At 44.6% G+C, this 24,555-nt stretch carries 22 protein-coding genes and 3 pseudogenes; 8 read left to right on the top strand and 17 right to left on the bottom strand.

Annotated features, from left to right (window positions below):
• Nucleotides 1–50 precede the first annotated feature (50 nt).
• From ABV001_RS11460 to nifJ, 6 genes are all read right to left on the bottom strand, one after another.
• The gene (locus ABV001_RS11460; protein WP_352422929.1) at nucleotides 51–1,274 is read right to left on the bottom strand and encodes an FtsX-like permease family protein; all 1,224 of its coding nucleotides are present in this window, start codon (nucleotides 1,272–1,274) and stop codon (nucleotides 51–53) included.
• A 31-nt stretch (nucleotides 1,275–1,305) separates the two neighbouring features.
• Nucleotides 1,306–1,644 carry a 30S ribosome-binding factor RbfA gene (gene rbfA / locus ABV001_RS11455; protein ID WP_352422928.1) on the bottom strand — a complete coding sequence of 113 codons (339 nt, stop codon included), beginning with the start codon at nucleotides 1,642–1,644 and terminating at the stop codon, nucleotides 1,306–1,308.
• 7 nt (nucleotides 1,645–1,651) lie between these two features.
• Complete coding sequence (locus ABV001_RS11450; protein ID WP_352422927.1) at nucleotides 1,652–2,284, bottom strand: O-methyltransferase; 633 nt, start codon at nucleotides 2,282–2,284, stop codon at nucleotides 1,652–1,654.
• Nucleotides 2,285–2,389: 105 nt separating this feature from the next.
• The gene (gene pyk / locus ABV001_RS11445) at nucleotides 2,390–3,862 is read right to left on the bottom strand and encodes a pyruvate kinase (RefSeq protein WP_352422926.1); all 1,473 of its coding nucleotides are present in this window, start codon (nucleotides 3,860–3,862) and stop codon (nucleotides 2,390–2,392) included.
• Nucleotides 3,863–3,942: 80 nt separating this feature from the next.
• Complete coding sequence (aroQ, locus tag ABV001_RS11440) at nucleotides 3,943–4,392, bottom strand: type II 3-dehydroquinate dehydratase (protein WP_352422925.1); 450 nt, start codon at nucleotides 4,390–4,392, stop codon at nucleotides 3,943–3,945.
• 187 nt (nucleotides 4,393–4,579) lie between these two features.
• On the bottom strand, nucleotides 4,580–8,161 hold the full coding sequence (nifJ, locus tag ABV001_RS11435) for a pyruvate:ferredoxin (flavodoxin) oxidoreductase (RefSeq protein WP_352422924.1): 3,582 nt from the start codon (nucleotides 8,159–8,161) through the stop codon (nucleotides 4,580–4,582).
• A gap of 370 nt (nucleotides 8,162–8,531) precedes the next feature.
• On the opposite strand from nifJ, the gene ABV001_RS11430 reads away from it, so the two are divergent.
• Together ABV001_RS11430 and ABV001_RS11425 are read left to right on the top strand one after the other, a co-directional pair.
• Nucleotides 8,532–10,700 (top strand): bifunctional alpha,alpha-trehalose-phosphate synthase (UDP-forming)/trehalose-phosphatase, encoded by a 2,169-nt coding sequence (locus ABV001_RS11430; RefSeq protein ID WP_352422923.1) that lies wholly within the window; start codon nucleotides 8,532–8,534, stop codon nucleotides 10,698–10,700.
• Nucleotides 10,701–10,710: 10 nt separating this feature from the next.
• A complete protein-coding gene (locus tag ABV001_RS11425) occupies nucleotides 10,711–11,799 on the top strand; it encodes a mechanosensitive ion channel family protein (protein WP_352422922.1) in 1,089 nt (362 codons plus the stop codon).
• Here ABV001_RS11425 and ABV001_RS11420 read toward each other — a convergent pair.
• From ABV001_RS11420 to ABV001_RS11380, 9 genes and pseudogenes are all read right to left on the bottom strand, one after another.
• Complete coding sequence (locus ABV001_RS11420) at nucleotides 11,786–13,582, bottom strand: glycoside hydrolase family 15 protein (RefSeq protein WP_352422921.1); 1,797 nt, start codon at nucleotides 13,580–13,582, stop codon at nucleotides 11,786–11,788. The two genes, ABV001_RS11425 and ABV001_RS11420, sit on opposite strands and share 14 nt — an antisense overlap.
• A 134-nt stretch (nucleotides 13,583–13,716) precedes the next feature.
• Nucleotides 13,717–14,004, bottom strand: a pseudogene (locus tag ABV001_RS11415) (YdeI/OmpD-associated family protein); the annotation flags it as partial.
• Between the two features lie 31 nt (nucleotides 14,005–14,035).
• A pseudogene (locus ABV001_RS11410) lies at nucleotides 14,036–14,199 on the bottom strand (xylanase); the annotation flags it as partial.
• A 47-nt stretch (nucleotides 14,200–14,246) separates the two neighbouring features.
• Complete coding sequence (locus ABV001_RS11405) at nucleotides 14,247–14,741, bottom strand: GNAT family N-acetyltransferase (RefSeq protein ID WP_352422920.1); 495 nt, start codon at nucleotides 14,739–14,741, stop codon at nucleotides 14,247–14,249.
• Between the two features lie 3 nt (nucleotides 14,742–14,744).
• The gene (locus ABV001_RS11400) at nucleotides 14,745–15,035 is read right to left on the bottom strand and encodes a type II toxin-antitoxin system TacA family antitoxin (protein ID WP_352422919.1); all 291 of its coding nucleotides are present in this window, start codon (nucleotides 15,033–15,035) and stop codon (nucleotides 14,745–14,747) included.
• Between the two features lie 255 nt (nucleotides 15,036–15,290).
• The gene (locus ABV001_RS11395; protein ID WP_352422918.1) at nucleotides 15,291–15,416 is read right to left on the bottom strand and encodes a DUF2200 family protein; all 126 of its coding nucleotides are present in this window, start codon (nucleotides 15,414–15,416) and stop codon (nucleotides 15,291–15,293) included.
• Nucleotides 15,417–15,430: 14 nt separating this feature from the next.
• Complete coding sequence (locus tag ABV001_RS11390; RefSeq protein ID WP_352422917.1) at nucleotides 15,431–15,565, bottom strand: DUF2200 family protein; 135 nt, start codon at nucleotides 15,563–15,565, stop codon at nucleotides 15,431–15,433.
• A 38-nt stretch (nucleotides 15,566–15,603) separates the two neighbouring features.
• Entirely contained in the window at nucleotides 15,604–16,647 is a 1,044-nt protein-coding gene (locus tag ABV001_RS11385) for an asparaginase (protein WP_352422916.1), read from the bottom strand.
• A gap of 165 nt (nucleotides 16,648–16,812) precedes the next feature.
• Complete coding sequence (locus ABV001_RS11380) at nucleotides 16,813–16,938, bottom strand: hypothetical protein (RefSeq protein WP_294080350.1); 126 nt, start codon at nucleotides 16,936–16,938, stop codon at nucleotides 16,813–16,815.
• 186 nt (nucleotides 16,939–17,124) lie between these two features.
• Here ABV001_RS11380 and ABV001_RS11375 point away from each other — a divergent pair, with 186 nt between their 5' ends.
• Together ABV001_RS11375 and ABV001_RS11370 are read left to right on the top strand one after the other, a co-directional pair.
• Nucleotides 17,125–17,547 (top strand): OsmC family protein, encoded by a 423-nt coding sequence (locus tag ABV001_RS11375; RefSeq protein ID WP_352422915.1) that lies wholly within the window; start codon nucleotides 17,125–17,127, stop codon nucleotides 17,545–17,547.
• Nucleotides 17,548–17,872: 325 nt separating this feature from the next.
• Complete coding sequence (locus tag ABV001_RS11370) at nucleotides 17,873–19,132, top strand: phosphoglycerate kinase (RefSeq protein ID WP_352422914.1); 1,260 nt, start codon at nucleotides 17,873–17,875, stop codon at nucleotides 19,130–19,132.
• 338 nt (nucleotides 19,133–19,470) lie between these two features.
• Here ABV001_RS11370 and ABV001_RS11365 read toward each other — a convergent pair whose 3' ends face one another.
• Nucleotides 19,471–21,915, bottom strand: a complete 2,445-nt coding sequence (locus tag ABV001_RS11365) for an HRDC domain-containing protein (protein ID WP_352422913.1) — start codon at nucleotides 21,913–21,915, stop codon at nucleotides 19,471–19,473.
• 483 nt (nucleotides 21,916–22,398) lie between these two features.
• Between ABV001_RS11365 and ABV001_RS11360 the strand changes: the two genes are divergently transcribed.
• The 4 genes from ABV001_RS11360 to ABV001_RS11345 all read left to right on the top strand — a co-directional run bounded on the left by ABV001_RS11360 (nucleotide 22,399) and on the right by ABV001_RS11345 (nucleotide 24,227).
• Entirely contained in the window at nucleotides 22,399–22,647 is a 249-nt protein-coding gene (locus ABV001_RS11360; protein WP_352422912.1) for a hypothetical protein, read from the top strand.
• Nucleotides 22,644–23,060 (top strand): type II toxin-antitoxin system VapC family toxin, encoded by a 417-nt coding sequence (locus ABV001_RS11355; RefSeq protein ID WP_352422911.1) that lies wholly within the window; start codon nucleotides 22,644–22,646, stop codon nucleotides 23,058–23,060. The genes ABV001_RS11360 and ABV001_RS11355 overlap by 4 nt, the downstream gene beginning before the upstream one ends.
• Nucleotides 23,061–23,352: 292 nt before the next feature.
• Nucleotides 23,353–23,529 (top strand): hypothetical protein, encoded by a 177-nt coding sequence (locus tag ABV001_RS11350; RefSeq protein ID WP_352422910.1) that lies wholly within the window; start codon nucleotides 23,353–23,355, stop codon nucleotides 23,527–23,529.
• Nucleotides 23,530–23,609: 80 nt separating this feature from the next.
• Nucleotides 23,610–24,227 (top strand): class I SAM-dependent methyltransferase, encoded by a 618-nt coding sequence (locus ABV001_RS11345; RefSeq protein ID WP_352422909.1) that lies wholly within the window; start codon nucleotides 23,610–23,612, stop codon nucleotides 24,225–24,227.
• 20 nt (nucleotides 24,228–24,247) lie between these two features.
• Here ABV001_RS11345 and ABV001_RS11340 read toward each other — a convergent pair.
• Nucleotides 24,248–24,555, bottom strand: a pseudogene (locus ABV001_RS11340) (hypothetical protein); the annotation flags it as partial.

Raw genomic sequence — 24,555 nt, 5'->3', positions numbered from 1 at the left:
GATTCATCGGGATTAGTCTCATTGCCACTACTCGTCCCGATTCATCGGGATTAGCTCCTGAGTTTCTTCCTTAAATTATTGACCGGATAAAGCACCGTCAACAACCCGATCAGGCTTACCACCGCAAAAACGATCACGATATCCGCTATTTCGACGATCACCGGATAGGCATCGATAATATATGCGCCCGGAGTATCACTCAACCGGAGCAAACCAAAATGTTGCTGCAACAGGCACAATGCCAATCCCATAACAATTCCGGCAATAATGCCTATAAAAGTGATCAGCCATCCTTCATACAGAAAGATGCGTGATATCAATTGATCGGAGGCACCCATATGCTGCAGGCTCTTGATATCATCCTGTTTCTCTACGATCAGCATCGAAAGCGATCCTACCACATTAAAAACAGCTATCAACAAGATAAAAGCCAGGATAAGAAAGGTAACCCATTTTTCGATCTGCATCATCCGATAAGACTCACGTTGCTGCTCATACCGGTCTTCCACAAGAAAATCATCTCCCAGTATGCGTTCTATTTCACGCTTCACTTTTCCCGGAGAGACGCCGGGTCCCAGTTTGATATCGAGTGAGGTTACTTCGTTATCGTAACCAAAAAGATCACGTGCCAATTGGATAGGAACAATGGCCATCTGCTCGTCATACTCGGGCGAGTTGAGGCTGAAAACACCGCCGATATAAACGTACCCCTTAGTGAATGCCGTAGCAGGGTTGGCTAAATTCACCCTTACATTACGCTTGGGAGCATATATTTCAATCGGATCAATAAAACCGGGACGGGCACCAAGTACCATTGCCAACCCGGACCCCAACGTAGTGTAATCCACTACATCTTCCCGCAACCTGAAAGATCCGTGCAATAACAGCTTTTCCATATCGGCCATCAACCTGAATTCTTCAGAAACCCCTTTCATCAGCACCGGGACCTGGCTCTCATCAAACATAAAAAGAGCGTTCTCTTCCAATGATTCGGAAATCATTTGTATCCCTTGAAGCTGCAATGCCTTCTGGAATTCCGGTGTATCGTAATCGAATACTTTACCCTCTTTCACGGTGATCTTCAGATCGGGGTCGAATGCGCTGAACATACCCTCCACAATACCACCGAAACCATTAAAGATGGATAGCACACTTACCATCGCCATGGTAGCAATGGCGATACCACATACTGAAATAGTAGAAATCACATTGATGGCATTATGCGACTTCTTCGAAAAGAGGTATCTACGCGCTATAAAAAAGGAAACATTCATATTACTTCATGAAAATATTCACCGTGGGAAGTTACTGGTCTTTCAACAGTCTGTCGATATTTTCAATGTAATCGAGCGAGTCATCCACGTGGAACGTCAGTTCGGGAATTACCCGCAGTTGGTTCCTCAACCGTTTACCCAGATCGTAACGGACAGTCTTCACATTTTCATTGATATTACTGACCAGTTCTTCCGCTTTTTCCGACGGGAAAACACTCAGATAGGCATGCGCGATACCCAGGTCCGGCGATACCCGCACGTTGGTTACCGAGATCAGCACTCCCTGCATCTTTTTGGCATCCAGCAAAAAGATCTCACTGAGTTCTTTCTGTATCAACCGGTTTACTTTTTGTTGTCTGTTTGTATCCATGCTTTTGCTACTTCTTTCTTATCAATGTGAGTCCGTCACGAAGGGGCAGAATCACCTTTTCTACCCTTTCATCGTCGGCCAGTTTCCTGTTAAAATCCAATATTCCCCAAGTTGACCAATCATTACTTTTTACCTCTTCTACAACTTTACCATACCACAGGGTATTGTCTACCAGTATAAAGCCGCCTTGTATGATCTTGGGAAGTGTAACCTCAAAATAATCCCAATAAGCCTCTTTGCCTGCATCAATGAACGCCAGATCAAAACTCTCAGCCGGAAACCGGGAGAGGATATCCAAGGCGTCACCTATATGGAGAATGATCTTGTTTCCATACTCAGACCGGGCAAAATTGGCGCGTATCCGGTCTTCCAGTTCATCATCAATTTCGATGGTATGAAGTTCAGCTCCCTCTTCGAGGCCTTCCGCAAAACAAAGAGTCGAGTATCCGACAAAAGTACCGATTTCGAGTACCCGCTTTGGACGAATCATTTGCGTGATCATCTTCAGGAAGCGTCCCTGTAGATGACCCGAAGTCATGTTTCCCCGCAATAGGTTCACATGTGCGTCACGGTCGATTTTTTTCAAAACCTCCGGCTCCGGGTCTATATGGGATAGTATGTACTCTTCTATTTTATTCAATCGCCTCTCCTTGTAAATAATTAAGAATTAAGAATGAAGAATGAAGAATTAAAAATTAAGGATGAACATCACTCTTCATTATTCACTCTTAACTTTTAACTTAAACTACATCGTATAATCGGGCAGATTGTATTTCTCTTTCGCCTCGAGAATCCTCCATACATCTATGATCTCCAAGTAGGTAGTTCCCCCTGTCTCGCCGAAACTGCCTCCCAGATAAGCTACCCTATCCTGAGACTCAATCATTTTCTTACCGATCAACTGTTTGATAGCTTCCGTGAAATAGGCTCTCCGGCTCTCCTTGGTATTGCCATCCCCTTTACCCTCTTGGTATTCCGCCCAGATACCGTACGACATGGCCAATTCACGTGCCAGTCTTTTGGTGGTGGTGATAGCGTAAACAGGGCTTTTACCTCGAAATGCCGCCAGCACCCTGGCTGTGCGACCGGTGTGGCTATCGGTCACAATTGCTTTTACATTCAGGATAGCACACGATTTCACTGCCTGCTTGGCCAGAAATTCGGTTACCTCACGGTTATCGGCAGGATCATAAGGAACACGAATATCATTCTCCGACAGTTTCGTCAGTTCAGCCTCATAAGCAGTCTTTGCCATGGTACGTACCGCTTCTACCGGATATTTACCATAAGCTGTTTCGCCACTCAACATAACTGCATCGGTACGGTAATAAATTGCATTGGCGATATCGGTAATCTCGGCACGGGTAGGACGCGGGTTGTTGATCATGGAGTGCAACATCTGAGTAGCCACTATAACCGGTTTCTTATGATGAATAGCTTTTCTGATCAGCACACGCTGTATCCCCGGAATTTTTTCCTGCGCCACTTCTATTCCCAGGTCACCACGGGCAATCATCATACCGTAAGCCGCTTCCAGAATCTCATCGGCATTATCCACACCTTCCTGATTCTCTATCTTGGCAATAATTTTGATGGGGCTCCCCAACTCATCCAGGATCTCCTGTACAGCCTCTACATCTTCCCTACTCCTTACGAACGAATGGGCTACAAAATCCACGTCATGTTTTGCCGCCAGCTCGAGAAAGCTCTTATCACGCTCGGTAATCGCGGGCAGGTTGATTCGTACGCCGGGGATATTTACACTCTTACGGCTGCCGATCACACCGTCGTTTTTTGCCCGGCAGGAGAGGTAATCTGTCCCCACCTCCATCACCTCAAGTTCCACTTCACCGTCATCGATCAGGATAGCGTCACCTGCATGCATCTCGTCTGTGATATTCCGGTAGGTGATATAGACCGTCTTCCTCGAAGAGAGTCCTTCGGGATTTCCCACAATCCTTATATTGTCCCCTATCTTCAGTTCGATGGGAGTTTCCAGCATCGTGGTACGGACCTCCGGTCCTTTGGTATCTACCAAGATGCCTATCTGGTCCGAAACGGCTCGTACGTTATTGATAATATTGAGGAATCCCTCTTCGTTGAGATGGGCGGAATTAAGTCTTACCACATTCATTCCTGCCTCATAGAGTTGCTCCAAGAAAGGCACATCACAACGTTTATCGGAAATAGTGGCTATAATTTTCGTATGTTTATGCATATATTTTTGTTTAGCGTAAAATTGAATAACTAATGAAAAAAATTGAGTAACTACTAAATCACAATTGAGTGGCTACTAAATCACAATTGAGTGGCTACTGAACGGCCATCATTCTTCCGGCTCAGCGCATCAAGTGCCAGTCGGTAAGAATCAGTGCCAAAACCGGCAATCACGCCGAGGCATACGGCGGATATCATCGAATGATGGCGGAACTCTTCCCGCGCATGCACATTGGAGATATGCACCTCCACTACCGGAGCAGGAACCGATTTGATGGCATCGCGGATAGCCACGGAGGTATGGGTATATCCACCGGCGTTGAGGATGATACCGTCAACGGCAAATCCGGACTCCTGTATCTTGTTGATGATCTCACCCTCCACATTCGATTGGAAGTAACCAATCTCAATACCGGGATTATCTGCCCGCAACCGGTCTAAGAAATCGCCGAATGTTTGACCGCCATATACTTCCGGCTCTCGTACACCCAGCAAGTTGAGATTGGGTCCGTTGATAATTTGAATGTTCATACGATTTTTCTTTCTTGTCGGTGTATGAAACTCGCGATAATCACTATCTTGGGTGTAATAGTGTTCACGCTCGTTTCATAATCGTTATTTTAAAGCGCAAAGATACATATTATTCTCTTATGCTTTTAACAATCGGGGGTATCACAATATGCAATACCCCCGACAATATAACAGTTATGACTACTTGTTAGTTCGCTTCGTCGGCCTCCCCCGGGAGAGATTCCCCCGCCTCAGGTGCAGCAAATGATGCGGCAGCCATCCGCTGATAGGAACGGTAGCGCCATTGCGCGTTCTCTTTCGCGGCGGCAAAGAGTTCATCGGCTTCACGCGGGAACGACTTCATCAACTGGGTATAACGCACTTCGCCGAGAAGGAAGTCTTTGAACCTGCTCCAGTCCGGCTCCTTGCTGTCGAACTGGAAAGGATTTTTCCCCTCATCCTCCAAGCGCGGGTCGTACCGCCACAGATGCCAATAACCGCATTCCACGGCCGATTTCTGTTCGGACTGGGCATGTCCCATCCCTTTTCTCAACCCGTGGCTGATACAGGGTGAATAGGCGATCACAATGGAAGGCCCGTTATAAGACTCCGCCTCTTTGAGTGCCTTCAGCGTCTGCGCCTGGTTGGCGCCCATGGCCACTTGTGCCACATATACATACCCGTAGGTAGCGGCAATCATTCCAAGGTCTTTTTTACGGACACGCTTTCCGGCAGCGGCAAATTTAGCTACCGCGGCGGTAGGCGTTGACTTGGATGATTGTCCTCCCGTATTGGAATAGACTTCGGTATCTAACACCAACACATTGATATTCTGGCCGCTTGCCAGCACATGGTCGAGACCTCCAAAGCCGATGTCATACGCCCAGCCGTCTCCGCCGAATACCCAAATCGACTTCTTGGAAAGATATTTCTCAAGAGAAAGGATTTCTGTCGCAATCCGGCTATCTACCCCGGTAAGGGAAGCCACAATCCTGGGTGCCAGCTCTTTCGAGCGTTCGGCATCCTCCCCATTTTCGATCCATTCCATAAACAGTTCTCGCTGTTCTTCAGTGAACTCGGCCGAGTGAATTCCTTTTTGCATCAGGTCACGCAGGCGATTACGCATACTGGCATGGGCAATGGCAAAACCATATCCATACTCGGCATTATCCTCGAAGAGCGAATTGGCCCAAGCCGGTCCTTTTCCCTCTTCATTTTTCCGATAAGGCGTGGCAGGAGCAGAAGCGCCATAGATGGAAGAACAACCGGTAGCGTTGGCAATCATCATGCGGTCTCCATAGAGCTGGGTAATCAGCTTCACGTAAGGTGTCTCACCGCAACCTGAACAAGCGCCCGAGAATTCAAACAACGGCGTGGCAAACTGGGTGTTCTTCACATTCAGCTTCACGTCCACCAGATGCGCTTTGCTGCTCACATTTTTCACCATGTAATCCCAGTTCTTCTGGTTTTCGTACTGCGTATCGATGGCCACCATCTCAAGCGCTTTTTGTCCTTTTTTGCCGGGACATACGTCCACACAATTTTCACAACCGAGACAATCGAGAACATCCACCTGGATGCGATAAGCCATATCGGGGAATTGCTTGCCCTGTGCTTTCAGTAATTCCACATCCGCACCCACACCCTTTTGTTCTTCCTCAGTGAGTACGAACGGACGGATAGTAGCATGGGGACAGATATAAGCACACTGGTTACACTGGATACATGCTTCGGGGTTCCATACCGGTACTTTGGCCGCTACACCCCGTTTTTCATAAGCCGTTGTACCCATTTCCCAGGTACCATCCTCGCGACCACTAAAGGCAGATACCGGCAAGTCGTAACCACGCTGTGCGTTCACCGGACGCACCACTTTGCGGACAAATTCGGGCGCATCGTCAGAAGTGCCGGCTGTAGTCTGGACAGATGCCCATTCCATGGGTACTTCCACCTCTTCTATATCGCCTCCGCGATCCACCGCGGCGTAATTCATCTTCACCACTTCTTCCCCTTTTCTGCCGTAGGATTTCACGATGAATTTCTTCATCTGTTCCACTGCCAGTTCATAGGGAATTACGTTGGATATCTTGAAGAAGGCCGATTGCAGGATGGTATTGGTACGGTTGCCCAATCCGATCTCATTGGCAATTTTCGTAGCATTGATGATATAAAACCGGATATTGTTTTCGGCAAAATACTTTTTGATATGATCCGGGAGATGATTATGCACCTCCTCTTTAGTCCACACCGAATTAAGCAGGAACGTCCCGTTCTTTTTCAACCCTTTGGTCACATCATACAGGTGCAGGTAGGCCGGCACGTGGCATGCCACAAAATTAGGTGTATTCACCAGATAGGTCGAACGAATGGGATTGTCGCCAAAACGAAGGTGCGAACAGGTAAATCCACCCGATTTCTTGGAGTCGTAGGCAAAATAAGCCTGTACATATTTATCGGTATTATCCCCGATGATCTTGATGGAGTTTTTATTGGCTCCTACCGTACCATCCGATCCCAATCCATAGAATTTGGCTTCGTAGGTCGTGTCATCGATGGTGATCTCCTCTTTCAAGGGAAGCGATTTGAAGGTCACATCATCCACAATACCGACCGTGAAATCGTTTTTCGGCCTATTCATCGAGAGGTTTTCAAATACCGACACCATCTGCGCGGGAGTGGTATCTTTGGATGAAAGGCCATAAATTCCGCCTACAATCTCCGGAGCGTCTTCTTTTCCATAGAAACAATCCTTCACATCGAGATAGAGCGGTTGTCCGGTTGCACCCGGCTCCTTGGTACGGTCGAGCACGGCAATACGTTTCGCTGTTTCAGGAACCACCGACAAGAATGCTTCAGCTTTAAAAGGACGATAGAGATGAACAGCAACCATTCCCACTTTTTCCCCTTTTTGATTAAGCCAGTCTACTGCTTCGCGGATGGTTTCTGTTACTGATCCCATGGCAATTACGACTCGTTCAGCCTGGGGATCTCCATAGTAATCGAACAAACCGTATTTGCGGCCGGTCACTGCTGCCAGCTTTTCGAGGTATTTTTCTACTATTCCGGGCACCGCATTATAGAACGGATTGGATGCTTCGCGCGCCTGGAAATATATATCGTCGTTCTGGGCTGTCCCTCTTGTAACAGGATTATCGGGATTCAATGCGCGGTTGCGAAAAGCCCTCAAAGCTTCCTGATTGATGAGCGGAGCCAGGTCGTCGTTCGTCAAGGCCTCTATCTTCTGGATCTCGTGGGATGTACGGAATCCATCGAAGAAATGAAGGAAAGGAACACGGCTTTCTATCGCAGCCAGATGGGCTACTGCCGCCAGATCCATCACCTCCTGTACCGATCCGGTAGCAAAAAGTGCGAAACCGGTGGGTCTTGCAGCCATTACATCCTGGTGATCACCAAAAATGGAAAGGGCGTGTGAAGCCAACGCACGTGCCGACACGTGAAAAACGCCGGGCAGCAACTCCCCCGCTATTTTATACATATTGGGGAGCATCAATAACAAGCCTTGTGAAGCAGTGAAAGTGGAAGTAAGTGCTCCCGCCTGCAAAGAGCCGTGTACAGCACCGGCAGCTCCGGCTTCCGATTGCATCTCCTGTACCAGCACCGGCTGTCCGAAAATATTTTTTCTTCCGGATGCGGCCCATTCATCCACATATTCGGCCATCGTGGAAGAAGGGGTTATCGGATAGATCGCAGCCACCTCGCTGAACATGTAGGCGATGTGAGCGGCGGCCTGATTACCGTCGCAGGTTAAATAAATCTTTTGTTTTGCCATAATTATATGATGATGTTACTATAAATTGCAATCCTTCGTTTAGAGACTTTTCAATAATAATCCTAATCTGAGCGACGAAATTACTACAAAAATGTGGAAGCAACAAACCATAGTTATTTTTTGTTCACGCCCCATTGATATAAAAACAGCTAAAAACATAAAAATACGTTAAATAATAATCTTTCCTCGGATTATGATGTTCTAATTAAGGAGAGAAGGTGGTTAGGCGCCTGAGCGATTAGGAGATTGAGAGGTTGAGAGGTTGAGTGGAAAAGGGTTAGGTGCCTAGGCGGTTAGTTTTTAGTTCTCAGTTCTCAGTCTTTAGTTTTTAGTTTTTAGTTTTTAGTTCTTAGTTCTTAGTTTTTAGTTTATGAAAATAATTATAATTGCCAACAGGTTACCTATCAAAATTGAAAGGGAAGAGGAAGGGTTTTGCATCGTCCGAAGTGAGGGCGGTCTTGCCACCGGCCTCGGATCATTAGAGACCGACACCGAAATATTTTGGGTGGGTTGGCCCGGTATCCACACAGAAGATGAAAATGAAAAACAAGAGATTATCCGGAAATTGCATGAGATGAACTTTCATCCCGTTTTTTTGTCTGCCGATCAGATAGAGAATTATTACGAAGGCTACAGTAACAGCACTATCTGGCCGCTGTGCCACTATTTTTTCTCCTACATGGAATACAGGGCAGAATATTGGGGGGCATACCAGGAGGTGAACAGGTTGTTCTGCCGGGAAGCAATCCCTTTTATCGAGAAGGAGGACATGGTATGGGTACAGGACTATCAACTGATGCTGTTGCCCAAAATGATCCGTATGGAAAAGCCGGACACCAATATCGGTTATTTCCATCATATTCCTTTCCCTTCTTACGAACTTTTCAGGGTGCTTCCTGAAAGGGAGGCTGTATTGGAAGGGCTGCTCGGAGCCGATCTCATCGGTTTCCATACGCATGATTATATGCGGCATTTCATCAGTGCCATCTACCGTGTCCTCGACCTGAACTGTACCCTCGATGAGATCAACCTGCAAGACCGGACTGTACATGTGGATGCTTTCCCGATGGGTATCAATTATGAACAATTCCATAACGCGCCCACACTCCCGGAAGTAAGGGAAAAGTCGGAGATGCTCCGTGAAGAGTTGGGAGATACAACCGTAATACTCTCAGTGGACCGTCTCGATTACAGCAAAGGCATCCTGCACCGTCTGCAAGGCTTCAAACAGTTTCTCGAACATAATCCTGAATATCACAAGAAAGTATCGTTGGCCATGATAGTGGTTCCCTCACGCGACAACGTAGATATTTATGCGGACCTGAAAACAAAAATCGACCAGACTATCAGCGAAATCAACGGGCAGTATTCCCGGCTGGGATGGACACCGATCTACTATTTTTACCGCAGTTTTTCGTTCGAGGAGCTGGTTGCTATGTATAATATTGCTGAAATTGCCCTGGTAACGCCCCTGCGCGACGGGATGAACTTAGTAGCCAAAGAGTATCTGGCCTGTAAAGGAGAAAATAACGGGGTACTTATCCTCAGCGAGATGGCGGGCGCAGCCATCGAATTGCAGGACGCCATCACCATCAACCCGAATGATGCGGTGGAGATTGAACAGGCTATTGTGGATGCGCTCACCATGCCCGAAGCAGAAAAAAAAGAACGGTTACATAAAATGCAGGAACGTATTTCCACGCAGGATGTAAAGAAATGGGCGAAAGATTTTGTGAAAGAACTACAATCAATCAAGGCCCAAAACAAGGAGATACTACAAAAGGTGGTAGGGAAAAGACAACTTAACCAGATCAAGGGCGCTTATGACGATGCTGCCTCCCGCCTGCTCCTGCTTGATTACGACGGGACCCTTGCCCCCTTTGTCAAAAGGCCGGAGGACGCTATACCCTCGTCCCAGTTGCTGGATCTTTTACAAAAGATGACTTCCGATAAAAAGAACAAAGTGGTCATCAACAGTGGACGAAATCGCCAAGTGCTCGACCAGTGGTTCCGGGACCTCGACCTTGATTTTGCCGCCGAACACGGGATGTTTTACAAAGAGAACGGACGCTGGCATGAAAACATGCAGAAAAAAATGGAATGGGACGATGAGATCATCGACATCCTTCAGCATACGATAGACAAGACGCCCCGTTCCCATCTCGAAAGAAAGGACACATCATTGGTATGGCACTATCGCAAAGTGGACGTATGGCTTGCCGAATTACGCACGCAACAACTGGTGAATGCCCTTATAGGCCCCTGTTCCAGATTAAATCTTCAGATTGTACCGGGTAACAAGATCGTGGAGATCAAATCACCCGATTTCAATAAGGGCAGCGAAGTATTGCGACGGTTGGCACAAAAGGATTACGACTTTGTCCTGGCCATAGGCGACGATACGACCGACGAAGACATGTTCAGGGTGCTGCCGCCGGGCGGTGTCAGCATCAAAGTAGGAAACTTCTCTCCTACTGCTAAATACCGCATCCCTTTACAGTCATCCGTCATCACATTCTTGTCTAATCTCATTAAATAATAAACTGTCTATGGATTTTATAGACCATCTTATACCCGACAGTTCATTACGATATCCATTTATCGCATTGCTGTTTATAGTAATATTCATTATACTGGTGCTTATTTTTAATTTTATCATCAAAAAATGGAGAATACGTGCACGGAAAAGCAAAAGCCATATTGATGATCTTATTATCCGTATGTTCAGGATTCCGGGTATATGGATTATTTTCTCGGCATTGTTAAACATTTTCAGTAGCCTGTTACAGGAGGACGCACGTACGTTTGACGTTTTACAGAAAATAAGCCGGATATTGCTCATCATCACTCTCGGATGGCTGGTTGTACAGGTTATCAGGGGCACATTCCGTTATTGGCAAAACAAACTCGACATCAACAACCCCAACAATCTTGAAGCCCGGAAAAGACTTACACAGATGAGCATGGTTGAGCGGATCACGGTCATTATCGTATCCTTTATCTTTCTGTCGATCGCGTTGATGACCATTGATTCCGTGAGGCAGTTGGGCGTCAGCCTGCTCGCTTCGGCCGGCGTGGCAGGGATCATTATCGGGTTTGCAGCCCAACGCAGCTTCGGACAGATATTCTCCGGCATCCAGATTGCGTTTACTCAGCCGGTCAGGTTGGATGATGTAGTAGTAATTGAAGGAGAATGGGGACGGATCGAAGAGATCAATATCACCTATGCGGTGGTGAAAATATGGGATGAACGACGGCTAATCGTGCCTATTGACTATTTCCTGAACAATCCCATACAAAACTGGACACGGGCGACTTCCAATATATTAGGGACAGTATTCCTCTATGTTTCTTACGACCTTGCCCTGGAACCATTGCGGGAAGAGTTGGCACGCATAGTGAAGGATGATCCCAATTGGGACGGGCGTGTACAGAATATCCAGGTCACCGAAAGCAAGCAGTGGTACAAGGAGATACGGGTGTTGGTCAGCAGCAGCGACTCATCCCGGAACTGGGACCTGCGTGTAGCTGTCCGCGAAAAGCTGATCGACTTCATCAACCTGCACTATCCCGGTTCATTTGCGAAAATCAATGCTTTCGGCACCGACCGGAAAGAGGCTTCCGCTACGGACGAATAAATTGCGAGAGCCTTTTCTCCTCGGAGAACAGCACTGCGGTGTTAATAAAAGCGAGGTGTGAATAAGCCTGCGGGAAGTTACCCAGCTGACGCTTGGTCTTAAAGTCGAGGTCTTCACTATAAAGCCCCAGATGATTGGAATAAGAGATCATTTTCTCAAATATCCCGCGGGCTTCTTCTGTTTCACCTATCTTAAAAAGTGCTTCGATCAGCCAGAAAGTACAAATGGTAAATGAAGAGGTGGGCACGCCAAAATCATCTTCCGCCTTGTACCGGTACATGAGTCCTTCATGATAGAGATGCTCTTTGATTGCCCTCACAGTTTTCACATACCGCTCATTGTCGGGTTCGATAAAGTCATAGAACTGCATGAGCAGCAGTGAAGAGTCGTAATCATTATTATCATAGGCCTGGGTGAAACATTGCAACTCCTCGTTCCAGCCCTTTTCATGCACCTCTGCCTTGATGATATCCGCCTCACGGCGCCATAACTCCGCGTAATATTCTCTCTGCAACAGCTCCGCAATCAGAGATGCCCTGTCCACGGCCACCCAGCTCATCACTTTCGAAAAGACAAAATGCATCTTTTTGGTCCGGTACTCCCAGATGCTCCTGTCCGGTTTGCGCCAGGAAGCCAACACCGAGCGTACCAGGTTTTTGATGATTTCCCATATCTCCTCTATTTCATCCTGTGTTCCCGGGAAATAAAGATAATATTTATAGATGACATCCAGCAGATAACCAATAGAGTCATTCTGCTCCTGGTAATAGGCGGCATTCCCGATCCTCACGGGGCGGGAGGTCTCGTAACCGCTCAAATGAGGCAGTTCTTCTTCCGTCAGGTCACGCTCGCCCCGGATGCCGTACATGATCTGGATCGTTTCGTTGCGTGACGACTTCAGGATACTTTTTACAAACTTGATAAAGCGTTCCGCGGAGGACCGCTGTTTCATGAACAGCAAAGTATCGATCGACATGGAGGCATCTCGCAGCCAACAGAAGCGGTAATCCCAGTTCCTGTTCTCTCCGAGGCTTTCAGGCAGGCTGGTAGTTATCGCTGCAAGCATGGCACCCGATTGCTGGTATGACAGCAGTTTCAGCACGAGCAAACTGCGCTTGATCATATCGTTATATTGATAGTAATCCCTGGAACGGTTCACAAAATTAAGCCAGTACACCTTCGTCCGTTCATATTCCAGCAAGATACGGTTGATATCCACCCTCATTAATTTCTGGTTATAGGACAAAAGGAAGAAATGATGACCGGTCAGTTCAATCTCTTCACGATTTATTACGACCTCCGGATCCAGACTGGTATAGAGGTATATCTTATCTTCGGGATCATTCGTGGAATGTGTCCTGATATAACCGTCCACTATTTCGTGGCGGGCCTCTCCGCGGGCATAGTTCATTTTAGGGTCATATATTACCCGGACAAGGGGACGGCCTTTGATGACGCGTATATAACGGTGGATTTCCGGCGGCATGTAATAAAGGGTATCCTCTGTCCTATAGCGGGGCATGTAATCGAATACGATAAATCCGCTCTCAGGCGACTCAAACTTTGTCAGCAGCAGATTGGTATGGCCGTGGTAATTTTGGGTGATGGTATAATCCTCCGACACCTCAAAATGAAAACTCCCTCCTTTTTCTCCATCCAGCAGTTTGGCAAAGATGGAAGGAGAGTCGAAATCAGGCAGACAAAACCAGTCGATACTCCCGGTCTTCGATACCAACGCTGCGGTGCGGCAATTCCCGATTATTCCGTAATCTAAATTCTTCATCCTAATCAATTTTTACGGGTTCCTAAAACTTCTCTGTAAAAACAAAGATAAGGATTCCAGTTTAGAAAAAGAAAAAATACCCTAACCCTTCTTCTTTTTCAAGTCATCCAGCAAGTTTAAAGATGTGGAGATATTTATAATAAATAATATTTTTCAATTCCGCCGAATCCGGTTATCACTTTATTTTCTTTCGTTTTTCTGATAAAATTGCCTAACCGTTTTTCAAATTCTCCAGATCGTTTTCTCGCAGCTTCAATGTATGCAATTCTGATCCGCTTATATGACTCGGAAAATTGCTGGTAGTTCTCCCAAACCATCTTGTCTTCTTTTAGTCTGGAAATTATCTCATCCGGGAATATGAAAGGTGCGGATAAAACATTTTGAATTTCGTCCTCAAATTTGGGATGTATCATCCGGTTTTCAAAATACTTGATATTATTTTGTTTCGACATAAAAATCACCCTTGCATTTCCAGTTCTGCGGTTTAGAGTCGTTGGTCCCCAGCTTAATCAACACGATATCGGGTTGAAGAGAGGGGATTGTTGGTAAGCGTCCGTTTCCATATAAGGATGACCACCTTTGGAAAGGACTGTACTGGCAGATACACCAAAATTTTTCTTTCCAATCAATTTTACGGATTATTATCTTTAAAACAGAGTAGTTATTATGTAAATAGTTCATTTAGCGTTTTCATGGCGATGAACATTTTTCCACTATCGGGTAACTTTATAAAATCATATTTTTCGTAAAATGTTTCCGCTTCTTTGTCAATCGGATCTACAACTACTGCAAAAGAAGCAATCTCATTCGATGTTTCCCAACTTCTTTTCAAGGCATCGATCAGGAGTATCTTTCCAATGCCCCTTCCCTGAAACTTTGTATCTATGGCCAGTCTTCCAAGCAGAGTCACCGGAATGGCAGCATAAGACTTTGGCAGTTTCCGTCTGATTGATTCCGGAAAACTATTTAACGGAATACTGCTATTTGACAGGGTATAATATCCCTGAACCTTATTTGTATCTTCCTCTTTCAACACAAAACATGCCAATAACTTCCTCTTCACATCCTGCCCTGCTTGCGTTTTCAAATAATTGTTCAGCAACTCTTTGCCACAATTAAAGTCTTCCCGGTTATGTGTTGAATGCAATAGTTCGACCATGCTTCATTTCGAATATGAAATAAAAGTATTATAATCATTCAGAGCGTCCTGTAATGTTTTCGACGGTTTACTCGATTGGGTAACCGCATCAAAAAAAATCCGACTGTCTTTTTCAGATGCAATAATCTGTTCCTTTGCTTTGATTATCTCCATTGCTTTTTCCTGAACCGTGAGCATGACAAAATCGGTCAGGCTTCTGTATCCGCCTAAATACGCGGCTTTTTCAAAAAGCTGTTTTTGCTCTTTTGAAAGCCTTGCATCAAATCTAGTCTGCTCTTTTGTCGTTATATCCATAATTTCAGTTCTTTCCGCAAATATACGGAGAAAACAAGTATCAATCTATTAAATGTACGTTAAATTTCAGTACAATGATTGTATTGAGTCAATTTAGGCGTATTGGGGTTACTATCATTTTTATATTCAATTTCATTAGGCGTTTTTAATTGCTGTGATATTTACTTCCCGGTCGATGGAATAGGTATTGTCTTTCAAATTACAGATTTGATAGAGTTGCAAAGCTTTCTCCAAATATCTTTTCAATCTCACGGATTATATAGTCTTCGTGTTGCATACTACTGCCTTAATCTTCCCCATCGCCTTTCCTTTAGCCAATTCATCAATCATCTTATCCAGATAACGGATCTTTTGCATCAGTTCATCTTCAATCTCTTCCACCCGGTAACCACAAATCAATCCGGTGATTTTAAATGCATAAAGATAATCTCATCCACTTCCGCTTTAGTACGTCCTTTCTTCTCCGCCTTTTGAATATAGAAAGGATAAACACCGGCAAAGGACATTTTGTAAATTCTTGTATTATCCATATTTTATCAGTAACAGGCAAAGATAGTAATTTTTCTCTTTACCCTCTCACTGTCAATTCTCCACGACGGGGAACAGGCATAAGACGGTTTACTTCTGCCGGTGTTTTTCCTTCACCGAAAAGAATCATCAGCTTGGTCAAAGCAGCTTCGGTAGTGATATCGTGTCCGCTCACCGCGCCCAGTTTCTCCAGACGCTGTCCATTCTCATAGCGGTGCATCTCTACTCCTCCATAGAGGCATTGAGTAACGTTGACAATCACTATTTCCCGCCTTATCGCTTCCTGCAACAAGTCCGTAAACCACGGGTAAATGGGAGAGTTTCCCGTGCCGTACGTTTCCAATACAACCCCTTTCAGGCCGGGTATTTCAAGATGTGCCCGCACCACTTCCCCGGAAATTCCGGGAAACAGTTTCAGGATCACCACGTGAGGATCCATCGCATAATTGAAGTATACGGGTTTTGTATAATCCGGCTTAAGGATAAACTGGCTACTATATCGAATATTAAGGCCTGCCTCGCCCAGATAAGGATAATTGGGACTGGTGAATGCGCTGAAGTTGTTGGCATTGATCTTCGCTGTACGGTTTCCGCGCATCAGCAGGTTTTGCATATACACACACAACTCCGGAACGATTGGCCGGCCGGCAGCATCTTTATCGGCCGCAATTTCAAGCGCCGTGATAAGATTTTCTTTCCCGTCCGTCCGGAGTTTGCCGATAGGCAGCTGCGATCCGGTCAGTATCACAGGTTTGGTAAGATTATCCAACATCAAACTTAGCGCCGAAGCAGTATAAGCCATCGTATCAGTACCATGGAGAATAACAAAACCGTCAAATTCATTGTAAAGGTCTTCAATTACATGTACTATATGCTGCCAGATAGAAGGCGACATATCAGAAGAATCGATGGGAGGATCAAACAGGTAAGTTTCCACATTGAATTTCAAACGCTTTATCTCCGGCATATTAGCATATAAATGGCTGAAATTAAACGGTTCCAAAGCTCCTGTCTCCGCATTTTCTACCATCCCAATGGTTCCTCCTGTGTATATCAGGAGCACCTTCGCATTTCTATCGATCATACCTGCATAAATTTTATGCAAATATAGCATTTTGAAAGGCATTACTTATCTTTTTGATAGAATTTAACCTCCAAACGGAAATAGTTGCGCTCAAAAACTTTACTTTTTCTTAATCCGATCCATTCCTATCATTCCGATTCCGGGACAAAAGCAACAGCATCTATTTCAATCAAAAAATCCGGGTGAGCCAATGTAGATAGTCTTTCCACTCCCCTGTGTAGTCACAATTTGTGTAAATACAGGATTTTTTGAAAGTCCATCAGGATTAATGTATTCTACTTTGTTACTCATTTTTTTTACTTGTTTAGTTGTTAGAGATCGGTTTACCATTCGATCAAAAGTCTATTCTATGGTAATCCGTATTTTACCTTTATCCTTTTTCATAACATATAAACAGGCACGATTGTTGTCGCTTGTGTTATCGAACTAAACCGGTATTGAATTGTTTAGTTTATTACATAATTATCAACTAAAGATATGGCAACACATTCTATTCAAACGGTTTGGATGGGAAATAATATTTTCGACACTGACATCGACGGGCATAAGATTACGATTGATCTGGCAGTAGAAGCAGGAGGAGACGATGAAGGCCCCAGACCCAAGAAGTTACTTTTGATTGCAGCCGCAGGATGTACCGGGTTAGATGTGGTGGAGATTGTCCGCAAGATGAGAATCGATCTCAAGGGTTTTGACATCCGCATGGAAGCCGAAATGAGCGAAGAACATCCCAAGCAATATACGTCCCTGAAAGTGATCTACGAATTTGAAGGTGATAACCTCCCGAAAGAGAAGCTGGAACGGGCATGCAAGCTCTCGTTCGACAACTATTGCGGTGTATTGGCCATGTACAAAAAAGCAGTGCCGGTGACCTATGAAATAGTCATAAAGAATGCCTGAATTTTTCTTCTGACTATTACGGAAAATTTTCCATATTTTTAGTAACTTTGCACCTTATTCGGCTCCGCCAATTCTATTGTTATTCGGCTGCGCCGTTATTCGCACTTCGTGCGTTATTCGCTTCGCGTTATTTCCCGCTTTGCGGGATAATGCTCAAATTACAACCGAATAACAATTGAATAACAATTGAATAACAATTGAATAACAATTGAATAACAATTGAATAACAACTGAATAACAATCGAATAACAACTGAATAACAATCGAATAACAACTGAATTACAACTGAATTACAATCGAACAACAAATTAATATATTCTGGATTATGCAAACAATGGACACTTTTAATTTTGCCGGTAAAAAGGCATTCGTGCGTGTGGACTTCAATGTACCTCTCGATGAAAAATTCAACATCACCGACGATACACGTATCCGCGCAGCTATTCCTACGCTGAAAAAAATCCTGAAAGATGGGGGCAGCGTCATTATAGGATCACATTTAGGCAGACCGAAAGGCCCGACCGATAAATTTTCACTCAAGCATATCCTCCCTCGCGTATCTGAATTGTTGGGAGTGGATGTGCAGTTCGCCAACGACTGCATAGGTGGAGAGGCAGAAGCCAAAGCGGCCGCATTGCGTCCCGGCGAAGCATTGCTGCTTGAAAACCTTCGTTTTTATGCGGAAGAGGAGGGCAAACCCCGTCTGGCTGCAGACGCCACCGAGGAAGAGACTGCCAAAGCAAAGAAAGAGGTGAAAGAATCACAGAAAGAATTCACAAAAAAACTGGCTTCATATGCCGATGTATATGTAAATGATGCTTTCGGGACAGCCCATCGTGCCCACGCTTCCACAGCGCTGATTGCAGACCATTTCGATACCGACCACAAACTGTTTGGATACCTGTTGCAAAACGAGATTACCGCCGTGGAGAAAGTGATGAACGAAACGCAACGTCCTTTCACAGCAATTATGGGTGGTTCAAAGGTATCTACCAAAATAGAAATCATCCAAAACCTGTTGGACAAAGTAGATAATCTGATCCTTGCAGGAGGCATGACCTACACCTTTGCCAAAGCATTCGGTGGAAAAATCGGAGATTCTATTGTAGAAGATGATAAACTCGATCTGGCGAAAGAACTGGTGGAACTGGCAAAACAGAAAGGTGTGAACTTAGTGCTGGCCACCGATGCAAAAATTGCAGACAGTTTCAGCAATGATGCCAAGACCGACTTTGCCTCTGTAAATGAAATTCCTGACGGATGGGAAGGACTCGATATAGGTCCGGATTCGGAAAAAGCTTTCGCTGATGTAATTAAAAATTCAAAGACCATTCTGTGGAACGGACCGGTCGGCGTATTTGAATTCGACAACTTCGATAAAGGATCCCGCGCTGTATCCGATGCGATTGTAGCTGCTACCAAAAAAGGTGCTTTCTCACTGGTAGGTGGTGGAGATTCAGTTGCTTGTGTCAATAAATTTGGCCAGGCCGATGAAGTATCGTATGTTTCTACCGGTGGCGGTGCCCTCCTTGAAATGATCGAAGGCAAAGTGCTTCCGGGAATCAAAGCAATCCGCGGATACTAATGAACAGATAAAACATAGCCTTCAGGTAAAGCAACCAGTCCTGGCTCTAAAAGTCTTGATTCCTGGTTCTAAAAGTCAATCTAACTCAAGGGTGGAACTTATCGGTATGAGTCTCCACCCTTTTTATGTGCACTAAAAGGTGGCAAGCCCGATTTCACTGATTTCCAACTGGAAAAGAGCTATAGCCCCAACCGCGCGTACGGTCTCCCCAAATTACACCTGATGTGGATTTCAAGACATAGGTTTCCATGCTAAAATCCGAAAACATACACAATATTCACGGTGAATGTATGCCATCCGGGTGCAGTAGCTGCCAATTTTGGACAGGATTCGAAAAATTAAAAAGCATTCCTTTTATGTGCCAGGATCATCATGATTTCGATATTTGAAAAATCAGAACTTAAGGTATAATATACCGGATCGTCGGGAGAAGCAGCCATGAGTTTCTCTTCGGCGAGGCGCAACCGCTCCCGCGACACAAAATCGACGACGTTCAGCTCACCCGTCTCCACATATTTTGCCAGATGCGTGCCGATAGTCGATACCGCCAATCCCCGCTCTTCGGCGATCTCTTCAATCGTCTTCCCGGCACGGAACATCTCTAAACTGAGACGCCGGCTCTCCCCTTTCTGTTTCTTTTCCTTTTTCTCTTTCTTCTCTTTCCGTTTTCTTTTGGACAGTTCTTTCCCCGAGAAATGGGACTCCATGCCGTGCCTTTCACAGTACTCTTGAATAATCGACAAAAATACTTCTCCGTATTTCTCTACCTTGGCCGGCCCGAATCCGCTAATCTGAAGCAATTCTTTTTTATTTTGCGGCAGATACTCAGCCATCTCATAGAGCGTTTTACTGCCGGCTACCATATAAATCGGCAAATCCCGCGGCCCGCAGATATTATTTCGTTCCTCCAACAGCAGGCGGTACAGTCCGGGATGCGACAAGTCGGATTTCTCCGAAGCCGATGTGGCATAAGCATTTACACTAAAAGAAGGAAGCCTGAAACGATTTTTCGCCTTAAAATAAGCTTCAATGGAGGTGTCGGTCTTTAATCCATCCAGCAAATATTTTTTCAGGGCCAGGTCAGAAAAAAGATCCTGTATCTCCTCATTATATTCCCCGGCGTTTGCACGGCTATCGGTCGATGCAGGCGATTGTTTCAGCTCTTTCATCAACAAATCCATCTTCTCCACAAAGAAACCGGCGGCAGCATTGAATCTTTCACTCAGATACTCCTCCCTGACAGGCTGTTCACCAAAAATCGACTTCAACTGTCGCTGGAATTTCACCGCCACCTGCTCCATCGTCTCTAATTGTTGCCGGATATTTTGCAGATACGGCTGTGTTTCATCATTAAATGAGGTGCCCCATTCAGTGATCTTCGCCGACAACCGTTTGATTCCAGAGAGGATACCTCCAAAATCGAAAATCGACAACAAGAGGTGTAAACGATACGCTTTACGCGACGCATCCAACTCTCCTTCAAGCACGTCAGCTTCCGGTCTGGTGCTTTCATAGTCGATAATCTGACGGTCATTGCGGATACTATCCAGCTGTATCTTGCTCAACAGCACAATACCCTCCAAGGAGCGGCACCGGCTTAATGCCACATACACCTGTCCCGGGGCAAAAGCCCGTCCGGCATCGATCACCACCTTGTCGAAGGTAAGCCCCTGGCTTTTGTGGATGGTGATAGCCCATGCCAGCCGCAAGGGGTACTGCGTAAAACGTCCCAGTATATTTTCTTCTATCTGCTTTGTGTCGGGATTGGACGAATAACCGATATTTTCCCATACCGCACGTTCCACCTCGATATACTCATCGCCGTCGCAGCGTACGATAATGCGGTCCCCGTCGATTTTATCAACCACGCCCGTTTTACCGTTGTAGTAGCGGGCTGCCTCGTTATCATTCCGCAGGAACATCACCTTTGCACCCGGTTTCAGTTCCAGCACCGGCTCTGTGGGATAATTCCTTTCGGGATAGTCGCCCTCGATCTTGGCCGCGAACATGTCCGCCTTGCCCTTCAACCGGTCCAACTCCCGGGAATTGATCTGGTCTGCCTTGTAGTTATGCGTGGTTAGAAGAATATAATCATCACCGTCCTTGGGTGTAAACAGCGGGTCATAGCGCTTTTCAAGCATCCGGAAACTTTCCCGTGAAAGGCAATCGTTACGGATTTCATTCAGCACCCGTATAAAATCGCTGTTCGTCTGGCGGTAAATTTTCTCAAATTCAATATAAACAAGGGAGTCCTTACTAATCGCCTGGCTGTGGAAGAAATAGGGGCTCTGGTAATATTCCGACAGCAAGCGCCACTCTTCTTCCTTTGCGACCGGCGAAAGTTGGAACATGTCGCCGATAAAAACCACCTGCACCCCGCCGAAAAGCTGGTCGCCCCGATACCGGAAATGACGAAGGGAAGTATCAATCGCATCCAACAGGTCGGCCCGCACCATGCTTATCTCATCAATCACTAATAGCTCCAGATCTTGTAACACACGCCGCCGGTGCCCCCGCATCCTTGTCTGGCTGATCAGTTGCTTCCGTCCCTCAGGAGTAGGGATGAATGGCGAAAGCGGCAGTTGAAAAAAAGAATGGATGGTAGTCCCTCCCGCGTTGATCGCCGCCACACCCGTGGGCGCCACCACCGCCACCTGCTTTCCGGAAATCTCTTTCAGACGGCGCAGGAAAGTGGTCTTCCCTGTTCCTGCCTTTCCGGTAATAAACAGGTTCCGATTGGTATGCAGTGCAAATTCAAACGCTAATTGATTGTTGTCCATCATATCACAATGTATGACACCCTCAAGGGCCAATTATTTGAGTGTAAGGCAAAATTAAGTAAAACAACGGAGACTCGGAAATATAAAGAAGCCCAATTTTTCATGCGGATGTATAAAGTCTGCAATTCATCCAATTATTCAGCAGTATCACTTCATTTTGTCGGCGGTATCTATATATTTTTACCCACTTACCAGGCTACTCCAACAACTGCTTCATTTCCTCTACGAGGAGTTGCGGCTTGCCGTTATATTCACCCGGCTCCAAATGATATTTTCTATCTGAAAAATCTATATATTTACTGTTCAAGGAATTAGATTTCACAATTTGGAAAAACACAAAAAAGAGGAGTTGAGACTGTTTTTTGAAGGGTTTTGCGTTAGGCGGCTCGAACGAGCTTCTGATTTTGCGTAGCAATATTTTAGCACAACGACAGTATGACAAAAGATTTTTTGTTATCTTTGTTGTGATTAAAAAAGGAGGAAAAGATGGAAACAGCAGATATAAATACAAGTTTAATTGACAGCTACTATACGTTGCTGAAAAGTCTTAGTCCAAATAACAAATTGGAGTTAATCGCCCGACTTTCAAATTCAATGAAAACGACAAAAAAGAAAGAGAAAGAAATTTCACTTGATACGTTATATGGCTCTTGGGAATCTGATCAAACTGCCGATGAATTAGTCGCAGAACTTAAAGCAGCAAGAAACTTCACCCGAAAAAGAGAGGAATTGTGAAAAAATACTTGCTTGACACCAACATTTGTATCTATTTCATCAAAGGGCAATTTGACCTACACAAAAAAATCAAAGCAATAGGTGAAGAAAACTGTCTATTGTCGGAAGTAACGATTGCCGAACTCAAATATGGCGTTGAAAATAGCGTACAGAAGGAAAAGAACCGAAAGAACACTGGAGCGTTTATTTCCAAGTTTAACATTCTTCCTATTTTTCCTGTTCTCGACATTTACGCAAAAGAAAAAGCCCGACTGAAAACCAAAGGTAGAATGTTGGACGATTTTGATTTGCTTATCGGAGCGACAGCCATTTTTAATAACCTGACTTTGGTAACAAAAAATGTAAGCGACTTTGACCGACTTGACAGAATTGTTATTGAAGATTGGACGACCGAATGGCAACAACACAGCTAACTTTAACTGAAAAAGGGTGACACAAAATAGCGTCTTCTATCGGTAAAATCTATTATATAGGTGCGTATTTTACATATGTCAAACATACACTTTTACTCCTCCCTTTGAACCAAAAGGCAGTATAATAATTTGAAATCCGCAATAACATATCTACTTTTAATTAATTTATTTACAGACATATAACTCTTACCTTATTTTTTATTGAGACAACTGATCGTTTTTTAATATTATTGCGTATATCTGTGCGTTAGCGGTCATTGTAAAACGATACTGCAACTAAACAACAAAAAAAATGACAGAAGTATTCATTACCAACATCCAAACCAAAATTCAAGCAAAAGACATTTTGGACTTTTTCAAAGCAAATAACCCTGATTTGAAAATCAACTACGACCTAAATGAAACAGACAACGCATACCATTGCGGGCATACAGTTTTGAGAGTTGAAGGCAATAAGATTGAAACGTAAAGTATTCTGACAGCTATGCAAAATTTAGGACATAAATGTGAAATTTTAGAAGACAAGGTTTGCATATAAACAAAACGACAATGACGGAATTTTGGGAACAAGCATTTAAGGATAAACAAGAAATGTGGGGTTTAGAACCTGCAAAATCTACCCTTTTGACAAAGGACTTTTTTGTTGAACATAAAGTTAAAGATGTGCTAATTCCGGGAGTTGGTTATGGACGAAACGCACATATTTTTATTGAGAACGGAATGACCGTAACAGGCATTGAAATTTCTCATACTGCTATTGAGTTGGCTCAAAAACATTTTGGAAACGAATTGAAAATTTATCACGGGTCGGTAACAGATATGCCTTTTGACAACAAATTGTATGACGGAATATTTTGCTACGGTTTAATTTACTTGTTAGACAAGGACGAAAGAGCAAAACTTATCCAAGACTGTTTTAGCCAATTGACCGAAGGCGGATATATGGTTTTTACAGCTATAACTAAGGACGCTCAAACATATGGACATGGAACACAACTAAGTAAAGACCGTTTTGAAATGTTTAGCGGAGTAAAAATCTTCTTTTATGACAAGCAAAGCATTGAAGAAGAATTTGGCGACACAGGACTTTTTGAAATAACCGAAGTGACTGAAAATTATCCATTTCACTTGATAAAATGCGGAAAAAGAAAAACAACGAACCGCTAAACCCCACATTTATGAAGAGTTTAAAAGTGAATCAGCAAAACCGCATTGCTGGATGTCAGTAAACCCCCGATAATCGCCCAACAGCTAACAAAATACTCTTCAGTCGTTTTGTAATATTTTCCATCCTTAGATTGCATTTTCAGTTGGTTACAGTTTGAGTTTGTAACCAACTGACGACCTTCTTGTCTTAACCCAACTTTGACCCCTTCAGGATGTATTTCTCTGTAAAACAGCATTCTTATTTTTTTGAAAGTCTTGCTGTGTACTACAAATTTTGATTTTTCTAAAAGGTCTGTCTTTGTAGTGGAGTGCTTTATAAATCGATGCC

Source organism: Proteiniphilum sp. (assembly GCF_040307845.1).
GTDB lineage: Bacteria > Bacteroidota > Bacteroidia > Bacteroidales > Dysgonomonadaceae > Proteiniphilum.
The sequence above is the reverse complement of the archived record's forward strand: the minus strand, read 5'-3'. Positions and strand labels throughout refer to the sequence as shown.